The sequence below is a fragment of the Nitrospira sp. Vd2 genome (assembly GCF_979581665.1).
The window spans coordinates 1-21855 of record NZ_CEFZSK010000009.1; the positions used below are offsets into that span (position 1 = coordinate 1).

The following is a 21855-nucleotide window of genomic DNA, read 5'->3' on the forward strand; positions in this document are numbered from 1 at the left end:
GAGGACACCACCAATGCACAACTTATTCCACGTACTTCAGAGACAGGACACTAGGAGACCGGGCTTTCCGTGCGGACCATGCACACTAACGTCGATTGGAAATCGGTCGAGGCGTTCGGTCGCCAGTGGAGCACGTACGATCAAACCGGGCTGACAGACCGGGAGCGCGATGAAATCTTTGCGCACTACTTCGAGCATTTTCCGTGGTCGGCGTTGCCGGCGAACGCCGTGGGCTTCGACTTCGGATGCGGCACGGGCCGGTGGGCGCACTGCGTCGCGTCGCGGGTGGGCAAGCTCTACTGTCTGGACGCAAGTCCCCGGGCCCTCGCGGTCGCGAAAGCGGCGCTACGCACGCACGCCAACTGCGACTGTCTCCTCGTCGATGAGGCGATACCGCTCGCCGATGGCACGATGGACTTCGGCTATGCGCTCGGCGTATTGCACCACCTCCCGGACCCTGAACACGGTCTCCGTGCCTGCGTGTCGAAGCTCAAGCCCGGGGCGCCGTTCCTGCTGTATGTCTATCACTCATTGGAGGACGGCCCCGCTTGGTTGTACACGGCGTGGAAGATGAGCGATCTCGCCCGCCGGGTGATCGCTCGCATGCCCTATCTCTTGAAGCTCTCGGTGACCGCGGTGCTTGCTTCAATCGTGTATTGGCCTGCGGCCCGCCTCTCACGGTTTGTGGAATGGATGGGAGCGCCGGTCCGATATCTGCCCTTATCTGAATATCGGCACCGAAGCTTCTATGTGATGCGAACGGATGCACTCGATCAGTTCGGAACGCCGCTGGAACACCGGTTCACCGAGCAGCAGGTGCGCGCGATGATGGAGCGGGCCGGGCTGGAACGAATCACGATCTCACGGAGCGTGCTATGGGCGGCGGTCGGCTATCGACGATCATGAGGCGCGAGAGCAGCGATCGGACAGGCCGGCGGGAGCCGGGCTGGGCCAAGCGCGGCCTGGACATCGTCGTGTCGGCGGTGGGCTTGGTGGTCTTCGCGCCTCTGCTCGGCCTGATTGCGCTCGCCGTTCGGCTGACGATGGGTACGCCGGTTTTGTTCCGGCAGCCGCGGCCCGGCCTCAACGAGCGGACCTTCATCATCTACAAGTTCCGGACGATGAACGACGCGCGCGATGCCCAGGGGCGTCTGCTGGACGATGCCGAGCGGCTCGGGCGGTTGGGGAGCTTCTTGCGCAAGAGCAGCCTCGATGAGCTGCCCGAGCTGTACAACGTGCTGAAAGGGGACATGAGCCTGGTGGGACCAAGGCCGCTGCGCGTCGAATATCTCGATCGCTACACGCCCGAGCAGCGCCGGCGGCACACCGTCATGCCCGGAATCACGGGCTGGGCGCAGATCAACGGCCGCAACGCACTGACGTGGGAGCAGAAGTTCGACCTGGACCTCTGGTACGTCGCGCATCGGAGCTTCTGGCTCGATTTCAAGATTCTCGTCTTGACGGTCCTCAAAGTCTTCAAACCGGAGGGCATTACGCTCGACCGCAGCATCCATGAGTTCAGGGGGACGCTGGATAGGCGTGAGGAGGACGCGAGCGACGCCGCTCGGCCGGTCCCCCTCGTTCAGCCTCCCACGCAGCTCGCCCCGAGTCGAGCCGATACCTCTGCATGCCTTCGGCAGCGATGAACGGCGGTCCGTTCCTCTTTCAGCCGAACGCCGACGGTACGTGAGGCACCATGGCGAAACGATTCACACACTACCAGTGGCAAATTGTCGTCAGCTTGCACCTCGTGGCGACGATGCTGTCGAACTACGCCGCCTTTTGGTTGCGGTTCGACGGACGAATTCCGGATTGGGCGCTGACTCTCTTCTTGACCATGCTGCCGATCCTGGTGCCGATCCGCATGCTCGCCTTGATGGCCTGCCGCGCCTATCACGGGCTGTGGCGGTATGCGAGCATTTCTGATCTGGCGCGTATCCTCGGCGGTGTGTTGACTGGCACAGTGGCCTTCTATGTCGTGTGCGCCGGCGTGTTCGGACTTCAGAACTATCCCCGCTCGATCTATGTCATCGACAGCATCCTGCTGATCTTGATCCTCGGCGGCGTCCGGTTGAGCCGCCGATTGTGCACGGAGTATCGGCCGTCGAGCCGCAAGAAACGCATTGTCGTCTACGGCGCCGGGGATGCCGGCGAGATGATCGTGCGGGATATGAAACACAGCCCTTCCTACGACTACGAGCCGTTGGGCTTCGTCGATGACGATATCAGGAAGGTGGGACGGAGGATTCACGGCCTTCCCGTCTTCGGGACCGGATCGGACTTGCCCGCCATCGTCGAGCGAGAGCGGCCGCACGAGGTCCTGATCGCCATGCCTCGCGCCCGGCCGGCGAAGATCCGCGAGTTGGTGACGATGTTGGAGCCCTACAGCGTTGCCCTGAAGACCCTGCCCAATCTTCGGGACTTCGTGAACGGCACCGTCAGCGTCAGCCAAATACGGAATCTCTCGGTCGAGGATCTCCTTGCTCGCGAGCCGGTGGTGACCGATACCGCCGGCGTGCGCCGGATGATGTCGGGGAAGCGCATCATGGTTACCGGCGCCGGCGGCTCCATTGGCTCCGAGCTGTGCCGCCAGGTGGCCGCGTTCGGACCGGCGGCGCTCATCCTCTACGAGCGCTATGAAAACACGCTCTACGCGATCAGCAACGAGTTACAGGACCGAGGCGAGGGAGGAGAGATCTATCCCCTGATCGGCGATGTCACCGATGAAACGCGTGTCCATGAAGTGCTGAGCGCCTACAAACCCGAGATCATCTTCCATGCGGCGGCACACAAGCACGTCCCGCTGATGGAACTGAGCCCCTGTGAAGCGATCAAGAACAACGTCAGCGGCACCCGGATTCTCGCCACGGCGGCCGATCGTCAGGGCGTCGAACGCTTCGTCATGATCTCCACCGACAAGGCCGTCAATCCATCCAGCATCATGGGCGCGGCCAAGCGAATCGCGGAACTCGTGGTGCAGGACATGGCCAGGAACAGCAGGACCAATTTCAAGACGGTCCGCTTCGGGAATGTGCTGGCGAGCAACGGAAGCGTCGTCCCGCGCTTCCTCGACCAAATCAAAGCCGGTGGCCCGGTTACCGTGACCCATCCCGAGGTGCGGCGGTACTTCATGTTGATTCCGGAAGCGGTGCAACTCGTCCTCCAGGCTGCCTCCCTGTCGGAGCCCGGCGCGGGGTACGTGTTGGAAATGGGGGATCAGATCAAGCTGGTCGATCTGGCCAGGAATTTGATCCGGCTGTCCGGCTTCGTGCCCGATGACGAGATTCCGATTCACTTTATCGGCCTCCGTCCCGGTGAAAAACTGAGTGAGGAGCTGGTCGGGCCGGACGAAGCCATCGAACCCTCTCCGGTCCCGAAGGTCTTGCGCGTGCGCTCCACGCATGTTCCCTCTTCCGAGGATCTCCGTGCCGCGATTACGGCGCTCGAAGACTCGGCCTATACGGTTGATGTGGCCGGCGTGTTGGATCGGATCCGCGACCTCGTCCCGACGTTTCGGACGGCGGAGTCGCCGGTCCTGTCGGCACCGTCATCCGCCCAGTAGCGGCAGCGTTTCCGACATCCCGCCGAGCGTCAGAGGCCGCCCGGCCCCATCGTGCTCTCATCATCGCGTCCCGAGTTCTGGATCTTTGTCAAGGGAGGCGAGCATGGCGACAACAGCGGAATTCATTACGACGCACGATCCCCGTTGGGATCGCGCGCTCGAGGACACCCGCTATGACTTTTATCATTTGCCCAGCTATACCAAACTGTGCGCCGCACACGAACACGTCGAAGGTGTTGCGTTCTACGCGCAGGACGACGCCGGACTCTTCCTCGCGCCGCTTCTGATTCGATCGATTCCGCCGCCGCCCGGGATGGACGTGCAGTGGAAAGACTGCGCATCGCCGTACGGCTATTCCACGCCGCTGGTGACACCGGCACTCCACTCGATGTCGCAGTATCTCGAAGCGTTTCGCGATGTCGCCCGTCAGCACAACGTCGTGAGCGCGTTCTTTCGGCTTCATCCGCTCATGCCGCTGGATACTCATTCCCTCAGCAAGTTCGGAGAAATCGTCACACACGGTGAAACGGTCTACATCGACCTCACGCATTCCTTGGACGCGATGTGGAGTGAGACGACGACAAATCACAAGCGGAACATCCGCCGGCTCGAGCGCCTCGGCTTTCGCGCCGTGCTCGACGACTGGAGCTTGTACGACCACTTTATCGAGATTTACTACGGCACGATGAAGCGAGTATCGGCGAGCAAACACTATCTGTTCTCGGTCGAGTATTTCGCCGAGCTGCGGACCAGCCTCGGCTCGCGGTTACACCTGTGCTCCGTGCTCGCTCCGACCGGGGACGTCGCCGCCGCGGGACTCTTCGTCGTGACCAACGGGCTGGTCGAGTACCACCTCGGCGGCAGCGCGGACGCCTACCTTTCCATGGCGCCCTCCAAGCTCATGTTCGATTCCATGCGGCGCTGGGCGCATGAGCAGTCCGCCAGCGTGCTCCACCTCGGTGGCGGGCTCAGCGGCCGGAACGACTCCTTGTTCGCCTTCAAGGCCGGCTTCTCCAGAGCCAGGGCCGTCTTCAGCACGTTCCGCATGATCGTCGATGAGGAGAAAAACGAAGCTTTGCTTCGGGGCTTCGGACTGCACGGCCGCAGTGCGAGAGCCGATCGGGCGCGGTACTTCCCGGCCTACCGGGAGGCGCTGTCCTAGCAGGGCCCCCACGTCGAGACTGTCCGTCCGTCGAGTTCAGCTGACACAAGGAGTCGTCACTATGAATCCCATGCCGATCATCCGTCCGACGTTGCCGCCGCGCGATCAGTTCATCGACGCCATTACCTCGTCGTGGGAGTCGGGGGTCGTCACCGTCGGCCCGACCGTCAAGGCGTTGGAAGAGGAAGCGTGCCGCCAAACCGGGGCTCGTCATGCGGTTGCCGTGTCGAGCTGCACGGCCGGCCTGATGCTCGTGCCGCAGGCGATGGAGTTGCCGCACGGCGCCGAGGTCATTGTGCCGTCATTTACCTTTGCCGCCACGGCGCAGGCGTTGCTTTGGAACGGCCTGGTGCCCGTATTTTGCGATTGTATCCCGGGAACATTGACACTCGATCCGGAAGACGTGGAGCGCAACCTTTCGAGCCGAACGGCAGCGATTTGCGCCGTGGCCGTGTACGGCCTGCCTCCCGACATCGATGCGATTCTGGAGGTCGGCCGGCGCAAGGGACTGCCGGTGTACTTTGACAGTGCCCAGGGCTTGGGAGCCACGTATCGAGGCCAGATGCTCGGCGGCTGGGGCTCCTGCGAGGTCTTCTCCCTGAGCCCGACCAAGGTCGTCACCGGCATCGAGGGTGGCTTGGTGACGACGAACGACAGCGCGCTGGCCGACCGCGTGCGGGCCATGCGCGACTATGGCAAGGACAGCACGGGCGAGGAGATGATCTATTTGGGCCTCTCGGCCCGCATGAGCGAGCTCCATGGCGCGGTCGGCCTGCTGTCCTTGCGGCGCATCCATGACTACGTAAAGGCTCGCTTGGACCGCATCACCACGTATCGAGAGCGTCTTGGGCGGCTTCCCGGCTGCTCGGTACAGGTCTTTCCTGACGATCGGACCAGCAGTGGGAACTATTTCGTCCTGTTCGTCGGCGCCGGTGCAGCGCGCAGCCGTGATGAGCTCTATGCGGCGTTGAAGGCAGTCGGCATTCAATGCAAGCGCTACTTTTACCCGCCGGTTCACGAACAGGCGCTCTTCCAGCGCTATCCCAAGCGCCTCAGCGCCAAGCTGACAACGACCATCCAGGCTAGCCGTGAAGGCCTCGCCCTGCCGCTCTACTCGCATATGGAGCGGCACGAGCTGGAGCGCGTCTGCGTCACCGTTGAACGGCTGCTCGCGCACTGACCTCGCCCCCCGGGTGTTTGGCGCGACAGAAACCGTCGTTGATCTTCCTGCCCTGGGTGACGCGCCAGGTACGGACCGGTCGTGGCGACTGATCGCTGGAAACGGTGTCGCTGCGCGATTATTGATTTCAGGTTTGGCGCGACAGAAACCGTCGTTGATCATCCTGCCTGGGGTGACGCGCCAGGTACCAACTGGCCGCGGCGACTGATCGCCGGAAATGGTGTCGCTGCGCGATTATTGATTTCAGATTTGGCGCCGCAGGCACGTTCGGTGATCATCCTGCCCTGAGTGACGCGCCAGGTACCAACCGGCCCCGGCGACTGATCGCTCGGAGCGGTGTCAGCACGCCCTATCCCACAGCGATCAACGCGGGGCGATAGTTTCCATTCTCGATCTCGCCGCTCACGCGTTGAGACGCGTGCACAGGCAGCAGGCTCAGGAGAGCCCGGAGGGGAGCGCACTATGAAAGCGACGGTCAGGACAGGGATCTCGAACTCGGGCGGCACGTGGCTCCAAAGGCGAGGAGCCTGGCGTGCGGTCCGTCTGGGACCTTTTGTCATGTCCACCGTGGCGTTTGCCTTGGTTTCCGCGTTCGGATGGGTTGGACTGACATTGCATTTCTTCGGCGCCGATCTTTCCCACGCACCGCGTGGCGAGCTGTGGAATCCTGACTTGATCGTCGTGCTGGCCGGTGATCCTGCCCGGGCGGCGTACGCGCAGACCTTGGTCACTCAAGGTGTCCGCGCCCCGATCATTGGGACCATTGCCGATCCCCTCTGTCTCAAGGCCGGCCGGGACCCCTCGAGCTGCCGGACCGGCGTCCGTAACACGGTCGATGAAGCCCTGCTCATGCGTCGGCTGTCGATGGCCGAGCATCTCAGCCATGTCGGCATCGTGACGTCACGGTACCATGCGGCGCGTGCGGCGAGCATTTTCGGGGTTATTTTCGCCGGCAGCGGCATCGATGTCAGCGTGGTGGCGCCCCCGAGATCAGAAGCGCTCGTCGATGACCTCGACAGCGTCGAACTGATGAAATGGATTCCCAGCATCGGCGCTGCCATGGTGGCACGCTTTAGTCCTCACTGGTACGAGCAACTGATGGAGTATCGGTACGACGCACGGCGATGACCACTGCGTGTCGCCTTGACCGCGGCAAGTTTAAAAAACGGCGGTCTTGTCGGGCAAAAGCTCGATTCGCGAATCGCGCAGCGACAGCGCATCCGGCGTCCGTCGTCATGAGAAGTCGGTAGCTGGCGCGCCACGGCCGGGGTGTTATTGATCCGACGGTTTTGTCGCGCCAAAACGTTGCTTCAAATGTCGCGCAGCGAGACTGCGTCCGGCGAGCGTCGCCAAGAGAGGTTGGTACCTGGCGCGCCAGGCCCGGGAGGTTGAAAAGCTGGCGGTTCCTGTCGCGCCAAGAACGAACGGAGGACACTATGGACAAACGAAGAAAAGTCATCATTGTAGGCGACGGATCCTTCGCCGAGGTCGCCTATGAATTCTTCACCCATGACTCCGAATACGAGGTGGCGGCATTCACATTGGAGAAGGAGTTCGTGACGAAAGATACGTTGTTCGGCGTACCGGTGGTGCCGTTTGAAACGCTCGAAGACGTTTACTCGCCGACGGAGTGCGACGTGTTCGTCGCGATCGGCTTCATCAAATTGAACCGTGTCCGCACACGTCTCTGCCGAATGGCGAAGGAGAAGGGCTTTGGCCTTGCCAGTTATATCAGCAGCCGGGCCTTCGTCTGGCCGAACGTCAAATTCGGCGAGCATTGCTTCATCTTCGAGGACAACACGGTCCAGCCCTTTGCGCAGATCGGCAACAACGTCACGGCGTGGAGCGGGAACCACATCGGGCATCACTGCGTGATCGACGATAACTGCTTTCTGTCATCGCACGTCGTGCTATCCGGGCAGGTCCATGTCGGTCAAAATTGCTTCTTTGGCGTGAACTCGACGGTCGCGCACAACGTCAAGATCGGCAAGGACTGTTGGGTGTCACCGGGCGTCGTCATCATGAGAGATGTCGAAGACGGGGCCTTCTTCCGCGCTCCAAAGATGAAGCCCGAATCGATTTCGGCTCCGGAATATTTCCAAGTCGATCCGGCCGACGACTCCATGCGGCTGACGACCGGCGAGTCGATCCGAAGCGTCAAGCTGTAAGGTGGAACCAACCCATGAACGGAGTGTGAGGCTATGGACGCGAAGCAGCGCGCGGTGATTGTCAGCGCCGTCCGCACGCCCATCGGCGGATTCGACGGCGGCTTACGCGAGGTCCCGGCAACGAGCCTGGGAAGTCTCGTGATCGAGGCCGCGCTGGACCGCGCGGACGTGTCGCGTGACCACGTCGACGAGGTCCTGATGGGCTGCGTCTTGACGGCCGGGTTGGGCCAGGCGCCCGCGCGGCAAGCGGCGATCGGGGCCGGCATCCCGAACTCGACGCCGGCGACGACCGTCAATAAGGTGTGCGGCTCCAGTCTCAAAGCCGTCATGCTCGCCGTCCAGTCGATCGCGCTCGGCGAGGCGCGGACGGTCGTGGCGGGCGGAATGGAGAGCATGAGCCGAGCGCCGTACGTCCTGCCGCGAGCCCCGGAGGCGAAGCGTCTCAAGCATCTCACGCTGGCCGATACGATTCTGAAGGACGGCTTGTGGGACGTCTACAACGACGTCTCGATGGGCGTCGCCGCCGAACAATGCGGGCGTCATTATCAGATCAGTCGGGCTGAAGCCGACGACTATGCGCTCGAAAGCTATGCGCGCGTGCGTGACGCCGCCGCACGGGGCGCATTCAATGCCGAGATAGAGCCGGTGTCGGTCGTTGCTGGACGGCAGGAGCGTCGGATCGACCGTGATGAGGAGCCGGACCGGCTCGATATCGCGAAGATGCGAAACCTGAAGCCGGCGTTTTGCGACGACGGCGTGTTGACCGCCGGGAATTCGACGTCCTGCAACGACGGCGCGGCCGCGCTGGTTGTCATGGCCGAGGAGGAAGCCAAACGCTTCGGGATCACGCCCCTGGTCCGCATTCGAGGCTATGCCGAAGCCGGCATCGCACCCGAGCTCTTTGCACTCGCGCCCGTCGAGGCGACCAAACGCGTACTGAAGACGACCGGACTCACGGTCGGCGACATCGATCTGTATGAAGTGAATGAGCCCTTCTCCGTCGCCGCGATCGGGGTGATCCGCGAACTGGGCCTCGATGCGGCGAAGGTCAATGTGAACGGCGGCGCGATTGCGCTGGGACATCCCATCGGCGCGACCGGCGCGCGAATTCTCACGACGCTCATTCATGCGATGGCCGTGCGCCGGTCGGAGCTGGGCCTCGCCACCCTGTGCATTGGCGGCGGCGAAGCGGCCGCGATCGTCGTGGAGCGCCTCGGCTAATCCCCCTGCTGCTTGAGTAACGACCTCGCATTCGTATTCTGAAGGTGTGTCATGACTCAACCGGCATCTCCCCGGGTTCCCCGTGTCTGTGATCCTCGTCGGCAGCATCATTCCTGCGCGTCGTCTGTAATCTGGCTCGTCCGTCTGCTGGTGCTGTTGGTAATGGCCGCTCCCATTGTGGCGCGGGGCGACGGGCCGCCAACCGTCTCGATTCCAAACCCCGGGTATCGACTCGGACCCAACGATGTGATTCGGGTGCAGGTCTTCGGGGAGGACGATCTGACCGTCGAAGGCAAGGTCGGAGGAGACGGCCGGATGAACTTCCCGTTGCTCGGGCCGCTGCAAGTGGGTGGTCGGTCCGTCCAAGATCTGCGAGACGAAGTTACGGCCCGGTTGGCCGACGGCTACCTCCGCGACCCGAAAGTCGCCGTCTACATCATTCGGTATCGCAATGTCTACATCTCAGGTGAGGTGAAGACGCCGGGCGCCTATCCCTATGAAGAGGGATTGACCGTACAGAAAATCATCTCGCTCGCCGGCGGGTTGACCGAAAAGGCGGAGAAGCACGGGATCAAGGTCAATAGGGTGACGGAGGGCCGGCTTTCGACGAACGAGGCGAGCCCCGGAGATTTCGTGCTGCCCGACGATACCGTCGTCGTCGCCCCGATGGAGAAATTTTACGTGGTGGGGGAGGTCATGCGGCCGGGGAGCTATTCGTATGAAGAAGGCATCCGGGTCAGCAAAGCGATCACCTTCGCCGGCGGCTTCACCGACAAGGCCAACAAAGGCGCGTTGCGTGTGACGCGCGTGAGCAGCGGTCAGGCCGACATCCTCATCGTCACCGAGGAGGCGCGGCTCCTTCCTGAAGACGTGCTGGTGGTGGAGGCTCAGAACAGTAAAGTGTTCGTGAGTGGCGAGGTGCGAACGCCGGGCAGTTATCCATTTCGCGAGGGACTCAGCGTGCACCAGGCGCTCGCGATGGCGGGTGGGCTCAATGAGAAGGCGGAGCGAGGCCGGCTCACGGTCTTACGGCACCGGAATGGCGAGGAAGTGTCTCTCGGGGCGAAGCTCGACATGGCTCTCGTGCCGGACGACATCATCGTGGTCGCCGAGGCCCAACGCGTCTACGTCAGCGGAGAGGTGCGGATGCCGGGGCGCTATCCGCATGAACAGGGCTTGACCGTACATAAGCTCGTCAACATGGCCGGCGGCGTCACGGAGAAGGCGGATTCAAGCGCGATCAAGGTGACGCGCGTCACCGACGGTCGCGCCGAAGCGGTGCAGGGCACGCCCGAAATGGTCCTGCTGCCGGATGACATCGTGGTGGTCGAGCCGCAGCATCACAAGTTCTATGTGAACGGCGAGGTCAAGGCGCCGGGGGCGTATGGGTACAAGGCGGGCGTAACCGTGCACCAAGCACTCGCGATGGCGGGCGGGCTCACCGAGAAGGCCGAGCGGGGGGCGATGGCGGTGTTGCGGCATCGCAACGGGCGGGAGCTGTCGCTGCCGGCCAAGCTGGACATGGGACTGGAGCCGGATGACATCGTGGTGGTGTCGGAAGGGCAACGGATTTACGTGAGCGGGGAAGTGCGGACGCCGGGGCGGTATCTGTACGAGCCGGGCATGACCTTGCAGAAGGCGATTTCGATTGCCGGCGGGGTGACGGAGCGGGCGGAGCACGGGATGATCAAGGTGACGCGGTTCACGGACGGGCAGTCGGGGACGTTTCATGGGCAGCCGGGCAGCGTCGTGTTGCCGGACGACATCATCGTGGTGGAGCCGCAGAATCAGTATCGGTTCTACGTGAGCGGGGAGGTGCGGACACCGGGCGGGTACGCGTACAAAGATGGGCTCACGGTACACAAGGCGTTGGCGATGGCGGGCGGCGTCACGGAGAAGGCGGAGCGGGACACGCTGAAGGTGTTGCGGGTGACGCAGGGGCGGGAGGAGACGCTGCCGGTGAAGCTGGACAGCCTGGTGCGGCCGGACGACATCATCGTGGTGGCCGAGGCGCAACGCGTCTATGTGAGCGGCGAGGTCAAGGCGCCGGGGCGGTACGTGTACGAGAGCGGGCTCACGGTGCACAAGGCCGTCAGCATGGCGGGCGGCATCACGGAGAAGGGCGATCAGGGCGTGGTGAAGGTGACGCGGCTGGCGGAGGGACAGGCGAAGACGGTCGTGAGCGAGCCGGATGCCGTCCTGTTGCCGGACGACATCGTGGTGGTCGAGCCGCAAAATCAAAAATTCTACGTGAGTGGCGAAGTGAAGACGCCCGGCGCGTATGCGTACAAGGCGGGGCTGACGGTTCAAAAAGCCGTCGCGATGGCGGGCGGGCTTTCGGAGAAAGCGGATCGGAATGGATTCAAGGTCGTCCGAACCGTGAATGGGCGCGAAGCGACGCTGCCGGTCACGTTCGAAAGCCAGATTCTTCCTGAAGACAGCATCCTCATCCCCGAAGGGCAGCGGTTCTATGTGAGCGGCGAAGTGAAGACGGCAGGGCGATATCTCTATGAGCACGGCGTGACGGTGCACAAGGCGATCAGTATGGCCGGCGGCTTTAGCGAGAAGGCCGACAGGGCCAGCATGACGGTCGTGAGGGTCAACGGGAAGGGGCTCGAGACGGTGCCGGTGGAGCTCGATGCGGTCGTGTTGCCGGATGATTTGATCGTCGTCTCACCGGTCCAAAAGATCTATGTCAATGGAGAAGTGAAGCGGCCCGGGGATTACTCGTATGAGAAAGGGTTGACGATCCATAAGGCGATTACCATGGCCGGCGGCTTTACCGACAAGGCCGCCGAGCGAAAGACCAAAGTTCTCCGCCGCGTCAACGGCCAGGAGCAATCAATTCGGGTGAAATTGGAGGATCAGGTCCTGCCCGAAGACATCATTGTCGTCCCGCAGAGTTTCTTCTAGCACCCGTCGGCGCCGCCCACGGTCGTCGTACGCCTGCAAAGAGGAGAACGCGCTATGTACCGTCAGCCAGTGCAGCCCTTGTCGCGCGCCGTGTCCATTGTCTTGTTCGTGGTGGTGTTCGTCGGCCTCGCAGTGTCCTCCCCTGCCGCCTCGACGAACGTGATGGAAGCCTATCGGCTGGGGCCGAACGACGTCATACGGATTCAAGTGCTGGGAGAAGACGATTTGACGACGGAAGGCAAGATCGGCGGCGATGGGAAACTCACGTTCCCGTTGCTCGGCGTGCTGGATATCCAGGGGCGGACCGTTCAGCAGTTGCGCGAGGAGCTGACCGCCCGGCTGGCCGATGGGTACCTCAAGCAGCCGAAGGTGAGCGTGTCGATCCTGCGGTTCCGCAACGTCTACGTCAGTGGGGAGGTCAAAAATCCCGGGGGGTATCCTTATGAAGAAGGCCTGACCGTCCGCAAGGCCATTTCGCTCGCCGGCGGGTTGACCGAGAAAGCCGAGAAGCGTGGCATCAAAGTCAGCCGGAGTACGGAGGGTCACATCGAAACGGTGGCGGTCGACCTGTCGGCGCTTGTGTTTCCCGACGACACGATCGTCGTCACGCCGGCCGAGAAGTTCTACGTGACCGGGGAGGTGATGCATCCGGGGGGCTACGTGTACGAGGACGGCCTCACCGTGCAAAAAGCGATTTCGATGGCGGGAGGCTTCACGGACAAGGCCGAGCAAACGACGATCAAGATCACGCGCATGAATGCCGACGGCATTGAAAATATCGTCGCGACGAAGGAGATGAAGCTCACCGCCGACGACATGGTCGTTGTGGACTCTCAGCGCCACAGATTTTTCGTCAGCGGGGAAGTAAAAACGCCAGGTGCTTTTCCGTACAAGGAGGGTCTGAATATTCAAAAGGCCATCGCGATGGCGGGCGGACCGACCGACAAAGCCGATCGCGGCCGAATCCAAATCCTGCGCAGAACGCACGGCCGAGAGGAAATCCTGGAAGCCACCGGGACGACTCTGCTCAGCCCGGATGACACCGTCTTGGTCGCCGAGGGGCAGCGATTCTACGTGACTGGTGAGGTGCGGACGCCGGGGCGGTATCTCTTCGACACAGGTGCGACCGTGCAGCGGGCCATTACGCTCGCCGGAGGATTTACCGAAAAAGCGGACCGCGCCGAGATGACGATCGTGCGCGTGCAAGCCGACAAGATCATCACGATGCCGGCCACGCCCGACTCTCCCATTCTGCCGGAAGACATGGTTGTCGTGCGTCAGTACCAAAAAATCTACATCAACGGTGAAGTCAAGAAGCCGGGCGACTATCCCTATGAGAAAGGCCTCACGATTCACAAAGCCATTACCATGGCAGGCGGGTTCACGGATAAGGCGGCCGAACGGCGCATCAAGGTCTTGCGCATGGTGAACGGCGTCGAGCAATCCATCCGCGCCAAACTGGAAGAGAGCGTCTTGCCGGAAGACATCATCGTCGTCCCGCAAAGTTTCTTCTAATTCCGCACTCACCATCCGGAGAGAAAGGAAGACCATGCTGATCTATGATCGATTTACGGAGCGCCGCGCCGTCGTCGGGGTGATCGGACTTGGATATGTCGGGCTCCCCCTCGCCGTGCTCCAGGCGCGGTGCGGCTTCAAGGTCTTTGGCATCGACGAGCACGAGGGCAAGGTCGCCAACGTGAATAGCGGCGTCAACTACATTTCGGATGTGGCGGATGAGGAGTTGCGGGAGGTCGTGGCCGCCGGCCGGCTCTCCGCGACGTCTGATTTTTCGGTATTGAAGGACTGTGATGTGGTGCTGATTTGCGTGCCCACGCCGTTGACCAAGAACAAAGAGCCGGACATCAGTGCGATTCTCAAGGTCACCCGTGAGCTCGCGAAGTACATCCGTCCCTCCACCCTGGTGGTACTGGAAAGTACGACATATCCCGGGACGACGGAAGAGGTCGTCGTCCCCATCCTGACGGAAGGCGGATTAAAGGTCGGCGACACGTTGTTCGTCGCGTTCTCGCCGGAGCGCGTCGATCCGGGCAATGCCTCCTTCAAGACCGCGAACACGTACAAGCTGGTCGGCGGCGTGACGGCGACCTGTCGCGCCGTCGCGCAGGCGTTTTACGAGCAGTCGATCGTCAAAATCTTCCCGGTCTCTTCGGCGCGCGTGGCCGAGATGGCGAAGGTGTTCGAGAACGTCTTCCGTTCGGTCAACATCGCCCTCGTCAACGAGCTCGCCCTGCTCTGCGACCGCATGGACCTCAACCCCTATGAGGTGATCGATGCGGCCGCCACGAAGAACTTCGGCTTCATGCCTTTTTATCCGGGGCCGGGCGTGGGCGGACACTGCATCCCCCTCGATCCCTATTACTTATCCTGGAAGTCGAAGGAATACGACGTGCATACCCGGTTCATCGAGTTGGCCGGCGACATCAATGAAGGGATGCCGTATTACGTCGTGACGAAGTTGCAGCGATTGTTAAATCGGCGCGGCCGCTGTCTGAACGGCGCCAAGGTCTTCGTGCTCGGCGTGACGTACAAGGCGAATGTGGGAGATCACCGGGAAACCCCCGCGATCAAAGTGATGGAACTCCTGCAGCACGAGAATGCCGCTCTGTCCTATGCCGATCCGTTTATCCCGGAGGTTGTGCTGAATCAGCGGTCGTATGCGGCGGTAGAGGTGACGAAGTCGCGATTGACGGAAAGTGATTGCACGCTGATTCTCACCGCGCATTCGGCCTTCGACTACGCGGGGGTCGTCGAGCACGCCCCGCTGGTCTTCGATACGCGGAATGCCACCCGGCGCCTTCGGGGGAACCGCTCCAACGTGGTCGTGCTGTAGTGAAAGGTGGCCGGCCGTCGAGCGGCCGGCCATGCTCGCATCCCAAATCGATCAGTAGACCCCGAGGTTCCACGGCGTGCTTCGTGTCACGCCGTCCTTGTTCTTCGTGACGTCAATGTTCTCGCCGAAGAACCCGGTGAAGGAGAGCGGCGCTCCGGCGCCCAGCGCGGGGCTGCCGTTCCGCAGGTGCCAATCGGAGACCGGATTGACGAGTTGCGGATCCGTGGCGAGCCCATGCGGTTGCGGCACGGTCGATGAACAATTGTAAAAATCGTTGTAATCGACGCTCAGCGTGCCGGCATAGCTCCAACCGTTGTAGCCGCCGGTCGCGGCATTGCCGTTACACACAATAATGTTGTTCTTGATGCTGGGATTGGTCGTCTGCGCATGAACGCCGCTGCTGTCCGTTCCGCCTTGGTACAGGAAAATCTGACCACCGACGGCGACGTTGTTGTAGAGCGCGCTGTCTTTCGCCCCCCACATGCCGAGGCTGCCGGCTTGAGCGGCTCCGCCGTCGTTGAGGACGATGTTGTTGTAAGCGACGGAATTGTACGCTTCGAAGCGTGTCGACGAGTCATAGAACCACCCGCCGGAATAGCCGCCGATCACGATCCCGAACGACCCGTTGCCTTGCGTGATATGAACGACGTTGTTGTAGACCTGGAAATTGCGGACGCCTCCTTTCCCCGAAATGTTCGTGCCCCAGACGTCCCCGCCGAAGACGATGTTGTTGCGGAAGATCGTGCCGAAGTTATTGAAGGCCTCGATGGAGGAATGGATTTCGCTGTTTTCCACCAGCGAGTAGTCCTGATTGGTCTTGATGCCGACCGATCGAGCCTGGCTGGCATCCACCAGGACGCCACGGACCGTGCAGCCTACGACCCCGGTGCTCGGGCTCGAGATGGTCGGGATGTTCGTCCCCCAGCAGCGCACTGCCGCGTTGCTCGAACTCGCCGCCGTGCATGACACATTGTTCGGTGAAACGGAGATGCGAATATCTTCGATCGAAATGTAGCTCTTATCGATGCTGATCGCCGGATTGCAACCGGACACCGAACTTAACACGGCGCCCCATTTATTTTGCGCTCGAATGGTGATCGGCTTCCCGGCGGTCCCGAAGTTCGCAAACGTGATCTGACCTTCTTCATACGTCCCGTCCATTAAGATGGCGGTATCACCCGCCGCCAACTTCAACGCCGCCATGCCGATCGTTTTCCACGGCGCATCCGGTGTGCCGGGATTATTGTCGGAGCCGGTGGGCGACACGTAAAAGACGCGGCCGGTGCTGCTCGTCGTCGGCAGCGACGTGGACGTGGTTGTCGAGCCGGACGTGGGCGTTGTCGCGAAGCGATAGGTGTAGAACCGCCCGTTGGTGCGTGGATCGGTATTGTCGGACGACGAGAAATACAGGGCGGTGGAGGTGCCGTCGCTCCAATGACTGAAGCGGCCTCGGCCGTAAGTCCGAATATCGGCATGGGCCGTGTGAGCCGGGCTCAGTTCCACGCCGTTCTCAAAAATATGCAAGATCGACTGCTGCGGGGCCTGTGCGGTATCGGGCGGGGTTCCGAAATCTCCCGCCATGATGAACGCATAACCATTCTCAGGAACCATCTGAGCCGGCTTGAGCGGGCCCTCGACATACGAGGGCGTGGACGGGGATGAAGTCGGCGTTGACGTCGTCGAGGTGGTCGTCGTCGGGGTCGAGGTCGTCGAAGTCGGGGCCGATTGGGTCGGCGTCGACGAAGTCGAGGTGGTCGGCGTCGTCGTGGTGCTCGTGGTGGGTGTCGTCGTGGTTGTCCCGCTCGATGTGCCGGTCGACGTCGACGTGCCCGTGGAGGACGAGGTCGTCGTCGAAGAAGACGTCCACTGATGCCATTTCCGTTTGAGGAATCCAAGAGCTCCAGAATCCGTTCCTGCCGAGGCAAACGGTGGCACAACGATCGACAGAGAAAAGACACAAACCGTAACGAGCGCGATCCTGCGGAGTCCGACATGTGACTGGTGCATCTGGTGCTCCTTTCGTCTCCGTCGTGCGCCCAGCCGCGCGCCTCTGAGGACAAGCGCGCGCACGTGGACGCCAGCGCAGTGTGTTCGGCGGAGGCTTCGAGCAAGAGGCAGACCAGGGGAGGTCCAGCCGTACGTATTTTCAAGTATAAGAGTCGAACGCCGTCGGAAAATCATCGCGTTGTTCCCGCCTCGGGAGCCCGCCTATGAACTGAGCAAAAATGTACCCAGTCTTTCATCCCCAACAAAATTGAACAGGCAAGGCCGTAGCGCAGTACCGGCGAACGGCCGCGCAAGTATCTTCGACAATCCCACGCACGCAGCTAAAGCTGATCAGGCTTCTTTCAAGAGAGGATGGCCAATGAATCATTTAACCGACGGCTCCATAGAAGTCTTTGCCACCTGCCCGCAGTCGGCCGATCATACCAGCGCGACATATCTCGAAGAGGTGAGGCAGGTCGCACGGTGGAGCGAGGACCACGGCTGCAAAGGGATACTCGTCTATGCCGACAACAGGCTCGTCGATCCGTGGTTGGTGGCGCAGGAGATTCTCACGCACACCACCGCCTTGTGCCCCTTGGTCGCCGTGCAGCCAATTTACATGCATCCGTACTCGGTCGCCAAGATGGTGGCGTCGTTCGGTTATCTGTACGGCCGCCGGATTTATCTCAACATGATCGCCGGAGGATTCAAGAACGACCTCTTGGCGTTGAACGATCCGACGTCGCATGACCGTCGCTATGACCGCCTGCGGGAATACACGTTTCTCATCAAAGAGCTCCTCGCCGGCGGCCCCGTCACTTACAAGGGCGATTTCTACGAGGTGACCAACTTGAAGCTTACGCCACCCCTCCCGAAGGCCTTGCTGCCCGGCATTTTCATGTCGGGATCTTCCGAAGCCGGCCTGCAGACCTGTCGCTCTGTCGGGGGTACCGCGATCAAATATCCCAAGTCCTCTTCGGAAGAAACGGTCAACGCGGATGGAGCAATGCCGTGCGGCGTGCGTGTCGGCATCATTGCCCGGCAGGATGAAGGGGAGGCGTGGGATGTCGCGTATCGGCGATTCCCCGAAGATCGCCGCGGCCAGGTGACGCGCCAGCTCGCGATGAAGATTTCGGACTCGGTGTGGCACCAGCAGTTGTCTGACTTGGCGGTGCACGCACCGAGTGAGAGGAATCCGTACTGGCTCGTCCCGTTCCAGAATTACAAGACCTCGTGCCCCTACCTCGTCGGGAGTTATGCACGCGTCGGAGAAGAGCTTGCGACGTATATTCGGCTCGGCTACCGAACCTTCGTGCTCGATATCCCGGCTGTCAAGGACGATTTGCAGCACGCGATGCAGGCGTTCACCTACGCCGCCGGAGAGGTGGCGCCGTGAGCGCCCTGTTGCAGGACGGAGCCGCCCGCCATGCGCAGGCGCGTCCTGAGGCCACGGCCATCGTCCACCGCGATGAGCGTCTGACTTACGGCGGGCTCGACGTAGCTAGCACGCAGTTAGCCACTGCTCTTCGAGAGAGCGGATGTGAAAAGGGGGATCGCGTCTGCCTGCTCATGCCCAAATCGCCGGCTGCGATGGTGGCGATCCTCGGGATCCTGAAGGCGGACTGCGTGTACGTTCCCCTCGATCCGAGCAGCCCGGTGCCCCGGCAGAGAAAGATGATCGACCAAGCCGAGCCGCGTCTCATCCTGGGATCTGGCCCCGTCATTCCCACGCTGAATAATTTGCTGGCTACCGGTGAAGGTCATCCGCAGCCCTTGCGGGTGGGATGGATGGGATCAGAACCGCTGGAGGGGCACACATTCACGCCGGCCTTCACGTGGACCGAGTGCGCGCGCTTGCCCCTCGGCGCGCCGCCGCGTGAAGCGCGGCCTCATGACCCCGCCTATATTCTCTTCACCTCGGGCTCAACGGGGACCCCCAAAGGCGTGGTGGTGACCCATGAGAACGTCCTGCATTTCCTCGGGTGGGCGACGCGATATTTCGGCATCGGCACCGACGACCGCGTCTCGGCGCATCCGCCGCTCCACTTCGACTTATCCGTGTTCGACATCTTCGGTGCGTTGTCGGCCGGTGCAGAGCTTCACTTGGTGCCGCATGAATTGAATCTGTTGCCGCACAAGTTGGCCGCCTTCATTAGGACATCGGCGCTCACGCAGTGGTTTTCGGTGCCGTCGATCCTCAAGTACTTGGCCGCGTTCGATGCCGTGCAGCCCGGCGATTTTCCCTCTTTGAAACGGATTCTGTGGTGTGGAGAGGTTTTTCCGACGCCTGCGCTGATCTATTGGATGAAGCGCGTGCCCCACGCGACGTTCACGAATTTGTACGGGCCCACCGAAACGACCATCGCAAGCAGCTATTACACGGTGCCGGCCTGTCCCGCAGTCGAACATGTCGCCATTCCGATAGGCCGGCCATGCGAAGGCGAAGAGTTGCTCGTGTTGGACGACGCGCTCAACCCCGTGCCGCAGGGGCAGCTCGGTGATCTGTACATCCGGGGCGTCGGGGTCAGTGCCGGCTATTGGAGGGATCCCGAAAAGACGGCGCAGGCGTTTCTCACTGATCCGGCCGCGCCGGAAGCCGGGCGGCTGTACAAGACCGGCGACCTTGCCCAGATCGGTGAAGACGGCCTCGTGTATTTTCATGGACGCGCCGACGGCCAAATCAAGAGCCGTGGATACCGTATCGAACTCGGTGAGATCGAGGCGGCGCTTCACGGCGTGCGCGGCCTCGCGGACGGCGCGGTCGTTGCAGTGCCGGCCGAGGGCTTCGAGGGCATGACGATCTGCTGCGCCTATGTTCCGGCTGGCGAGGTCGAGGCGGCGGACATCCGAAAGGAATTGGGCGCGCTGTTGCCCGCCTATATGGTGCCGACGCAGTGGCACGCGTATCCCCGGTTGCCGGTCAATGCAAGTGGAAAGATCGATCGACCCAAGCTGCGAGAAGATTTCCTCGCCCTGAAAAAGAGGAACGCGTGATGAAAATCCTTGGTATCAGCGGACTCGATAATTCCCTTGCCTTCAAACAGCGGCATTGGCCGCATCTCGAGGAACGTGAGTATCGGATGTGCCAAGGCTACGATGCCGCCGCCGCTCTCGTGGTCGACGGCGCCGTCGTCGCGGCTGCCGAAGAGGAGCGGTTCGACCGCCGGAAGCACTCCGCGGCTTTCCCCATTCACGCCATTCGCTACTGTCTCTCTGAAGCCGGTGTTGGGCTCGATGAGGTGGACGAATTGGCGCACGGCTTTGATTATGCGCCGTACCGAGCCGCCTTTATGGCCGACCCGATCGCACGACTGCGGTACGCCGAGGTCTATTCGAGGGAGGCCCTGCTCTCCCATGTGTCCCGGCATCTTCCCGGCTTTCCGCATGACCACGTCCATCAGGTGAATCATCATCTGTCGCACGCGGCCAGCGCCTATTTCACCTCGGGATGGCACGATTGTCTCGTCATCGTCATCGACGGCATGGGGGAAGTGCACAGCACGTCCGCGTACCAGGGACGTGACGGAAGACTCATCCCCATTGCGCAGACGTCGGCGCTCGACTCGATCGGCATCTTCTATTCATTGGTCACGTTGCATCTCGGCTTCGACTTCAACGCCGATGAATACAAGATCATGGGTCTGGCGCCGTATGGCGATCCCAAACGATTTGCCTCCGTATTTGACGACGCAGTGGAATTGCGAGATGACGGCTCGGTCCGAATCCCGCCGCTCCGGTTGAACCGGACGCGAGACGAGCGCGAGAATTATCTCGCCACGCGGCGCTATCTGACGGAGCGACTCGGACCACCCCGATCGCTCGATGCCGACGTGACCGAGACGCACCGGGATATCGCCGCCGGCCTCCAGGCCTGTCTCGACCGGACGCTGCTCCACCTGTGCCGGCACTTGGCGAGTGCAACCGGCGCCCGCCGCCTGGCCCTCGCGGGAGGTGTCGCCTTGAACTGCACGGCGAACGGCGTCCTTCTGCAATCCGGCCTGTTCGATGATCTCTATGTGCAACCTGCCGCCGGCGACGACGGTGCCGCCCTTGGCGCGGCGCTCCACCGGGCGGCGCAGCACGGCGCGATCCCGAATACCAGGTTCAATGTTCCTTACCTGGGCCCGAAGCCGTCCACTGAAGACATAGCGCGGGCCCTCCGGGAGTTTGGGGCCGAGATCGTCGCCACGCCGCTCCGCACCCTTGAAGAGACGTGCGCGGTCGCCGCGCAGTGCATCGCCGATGGCGAGGTGATCGGCTGGTATCGCGACCGAATGGAATTCGGACCGCGCGCGCTCGGTCATCGCAGTATCCTCGCCGATCCCGGCCACGCGGAGATGCGGGACCGGATCAACGCCATGGTGAAGAAGCGGGAAGCCTTTCGTCCCTTCGCCCCTGCCGTTTCCATCGAGCAGGTTCACCAATGGTTCGCAGTTGGCCCCATGACGAACCTGCCGTACATGATCATGACGGTGAACGTTCGCGAGGAATTCAGACCTGTCTTGCCGGCCATCACCCACGTCAATGGGTCGGCCCGCGTCCAAACAGTCTCCGCCACCGATGATGACGCGTTCCATTGCCTGCTCCGTGCCGTTGGAAAGGTAACCGGTCGCGAGATGGTGCTGAACACGAGCTTCAACGTCAAAGGTCAGCCGATCGTCAATACACCGGCGGAAGCGATCGACACGTTTCTCCGCACCGGTATGGACGCACTCTTCATCGACAATATCCTCGTTCGCCGACGCTAATTCGCCACAGTCGATCATCCCGCCCATAGATTCTCGTCGGCCCGAGCACACTCACGGAGGAGTC

The 21855-nt window shown here is 62.0% G+C and carries 17 protein-coding genes; 16 read left to right on the plus strand and 1 reads right to left on the minus strand.

Annotated elements, in window-relative coordinates; all coding sequences use genetic code 11:
* The first annotated feature begins 78 nt into the window (after positions 1-78).
* From AC1U7K_RS04345 to AC1U7K_RS04400, 12 genes are all read left to right on the plus strand, one after another.
* Positions 79-906 carry a class I SAM-dependent methyltransferase gene (locus AC1U7K_RS04345; RefSeq protein WP_480249572.1) on the plus strand — a complete coding sequence of 276 codons (828 nt, stop codon included), beginning with the start codon at positions 79-81 and terminating at the stop codon, positions 904-906.
* Positions 903-1646 (plus strand): sugar transferase, encoded by a 744-nt coding sequence (locus AC1U7K_RS04350; protein ID WP_480249654.1) that lies wholly within the window; start codon positions 903-905, stop codon positions 1644-1646. The genes AC1U7K_RS04345 and AC1U7K_RS04350 overlap by 4 nt, the downstream gene beginning before the upstream one ends.
* Before the next feature lie 50 nt (positions 1647-1696).
* The gene (locus AC1U7K_RS04355; RefSeq protein WP_480249573.1) at positions 1697-3562 is read left to right on the plus strand and encodes a polysaccharide biosynthesis protein; all 1866 of its coding nucleotides are present in this window, start codon (positions 1697-1699) and stop codon (positions 3560-3562) included.
* Between the two features lie 103 nt (positions 3563-3665).
* Positions 3666-4724: a GNAT family N-acetyltransferase gene (locus AC1U7K_RS04360; RefSeq protein WP_480249574.1), complete on the plus strand. Its 1059-nt coding sequence runs from the start codon at positions 3666-3668 to the stop codon at positions 4722-4724.
* 61 nt (positions 4725-4785) lie between these two features.
* Positions 4786-5904: a DegT/DnrJ/EryC1/StrS family aminotransferase gene (locus AC1U7K_RS04365; protein ID WP_480249575.1), complete on the plus strand. Its 1119-nt coding sequence runs from the start codon at positions 4786-4788 to the stop codon at positions 5902-5904.
* 81 nt (positions 5905-5985) lie between these two features.
* Positions 5986-6192: a hypothetical protein gene (locus tag AC1U7K_RS04370; RefSeq protein ID WP_480249576.1), complete on the plus strand. Its 207-nt coding sequence runs from the start codon at positions 5986-5988 to the stop codon at positions 6190-6192.
* Positions 6193-6462: 270 nt separating this feature from the next.
* Positions 6463-7032, plus strand: a complete 570-nt coding sequence (locus tag AC1U7K_RS04375) for a hypothetical protein (protein ID WP_480249577.1) — start codon at positions 6463-6465, stop codon at positions 7030-7032.
* Between the two features lie 308 nt (positions 7033-7340).
* On the plus strand, positions 7341-8072 hold the full coding sequence (locus AC1U7K_RS04380; RefSeq protein ID WP_480249578.1) for an acetyltransferase: 732 nt from the start codon (positions 7341-7343) through the stop codon (positions 8070-8072).
* A gap of 33 nt (positions 8073-8105) precedes the next feature.
* On the plus strand, positions 8106-9293 hold the full coding sequence (locus AC1U7K_RS04385; RefSeq protein ID WP_480249579.1) for a thiolase family protein: 1188 nt from the start codon (positions 8106-8108) through the stop codon (positions 9291-9293).
* A gap of 51 nt (positions 9294-9344) precedes the next feature.
* A complete protein-coding gene (locus tag AC1U7K_RS04390) occupies positions 9345-12206 on the plus strand; it encodes an SLBB domain-containing protein (RefSeq protein ID WP_480249580.1) in 2862 nt (953 codons plus the stop codon).
* A 54-nt stretch (positions 12207-12260) separates the two neighbouring features.
* Positions 12261-13721, plus strand: a complete 1461-nt coding sequence (locus tag AC1U7K_RS04395) for an SLBB domain-containing protein (protein ID WP_480249581.1) — start codon at positions 12261-12263, stop codon at positions 13719-13721.
* 34 nt (positions 13722-13755) lie between these two features.
* Positions 13756-15057, plus strand: a complete 1302-nt coding sequence (locus tag AC1U7K_RS04400) for a nucleotide sugar dehydrogenase (RefSeq protein ID WP_480249582.1) — start codon at positions 13756-13758, stop codon at positions 15055-15057.
* A gap of 51 nt (positions 15058-15108) precedes the next feature.
* On the opposite strand, the gene AC1U7K_RS04405 is transcribed toward AC1U7K_RS04400, so the two are convergent.
* Positions 15109-16668: a chondroitinase-B domain-containing protein gene (locus AC1U7K_RS04405; RefSeq protein ID WP_480249583.1), complete on the minus strand. Its 1560-nt coding sequence runs from the start codon at positions 16666-16668 to the stop codon at positions 15109-15111.
* 37 nt (positions 16669-16705) lie between these two features.
* On the opposite strand from AC1U7K_RS04405, the gene AC1U7K_RS04410 reads away from it, so the two are divergent.
* The 4 genes from AC1U7K_RS04410 to AC1U7K_RS04425 all read left to right on the plus strand — a co-directional run bounded on the left by AC1U7K_RS04410 (position 16706) and on the right by AC1U7K_RS04425 (position 21791).
* The gene (locus AC1U7K_RS04410; RefSeq protein ID WP_480249584.1) at positions 16706-16927 is read left to right on the plus strand and encodes a hypothetical protein; all 222 of its coding nucleotides are present in this window, start codon (positions 16706-16708) and stop codon (positions 16925-16927) included.
* A 495-nt stretch (positions 16928-17422) separates the two neighbouring features.
* Positions 17423-18439, plus strand: a complete 1017-nt coding sequence (locus AC1U7K_RS04415) for an LLM class flavin-dependent oxidoreductase (RefSeq protein WP_480249585.1) — start codon at positions 17423-17425, stop codon at positions 18437-18439.
* Positions 18436-20037, plus strand: coding sequence for an amino acid adenylation domain-containing protein (locus tag AC1U7K_RS04420; protein ID WP_480249587.1), 1602 nt, complete (start codon positions 18436-18438; stop codon positions 20035-20037). Before AC1U7K_RS04415 ends, AC1U7K_RS04420 begins: the two co-directional genes overlap by 4 nt.
* Entirely contained in the window at positions 20037-21791 is a 1755-nt protein-coding gene (locus tag AC1U7K_RS04425) for a carbamoyltransferase family protein (RefSeq protein WP_480249588.1), read from the plus strand. Before AC1U7K_RS04420 ends, AC1U7K_RS04425 begins: the two co-directional genes overlap by 1 nt.
* The last annotated feature ends 64 nt before the right edge of the window (positions 21792-21855 follow it).